Consider the following 676-nt stretch of genomic DNA (forward strand, 5'->3'; position numbering starts at 1 on the left):
AAAGCCGCTGACATAGTCTTTGCACTAGGTTTCCACTGATCGGAGCAAAGTCCGCAACCATTAGGCTGCCACCCGGTTTAAGCTGCAAGCTTAGATGATTTAGCATTTCGATCATCAATGGGTGAGCGAAGACATTCAAAAAGTAATTCGCTACCACATAGTCATAATAGCTGTCCTTAAGGTGCTTAAATGCATCACCCAGGACAAGCACGACGCGATCGTTCAAGCTTAATCTCTCTAGCTTACATTCAATACGCTTTAGCATTTTAGGTGAAAGTTCAACGACAGTAATCTCGGCACCTTTTTGCGCAGCAAGTACCACATCTTCACCGCTTCCCGCCCCCACAAACAGTAATTTATCACCGGGCTTTATGTCACGCAGCTGCCAACGCTTACTCGCAATGATCTTACCACCACTATATAAATGCGCGGCCTTTTCGTAGAACCTAGCCGTTCTGTCATAACGACCTCTCACAAAAGAATTATCTTCAGACATCACTAAAAAACCTGTATTGCTTTTAAGGTAGCAATGGTTGCTTTAGGCAACGAGATCCCCGGAGGAATACATTGGAACCAGTGTTCACTCTGTGCTCGATATCGAGTTTTATGGTAAGCAAGTGCTTGAAACGCATATAGAAAACTTCCATAGCGATACATTAATTGTTGCAAGTAGCGT

1 protein-coding gene is annotated in these 676 nt (G+C 43.9%); it reads right to left on the reverse strand.

Going from position 1 to position 676, the window contains the following annotated elements:
* On the reverse strand, positions 1-496 hold a 496-nt coding region (locus A3763_RS26025; protein ID WP_068760737.1), incomplete at its 3' end, for a class I SAM-dependent methyltransferase.
* Between the last annotated feature and the right edge of the window lie 180 nt (positions 497-676).

It is taken from the genome of Oleiphilus sp. HI0128, assembly GCF_001635365.1.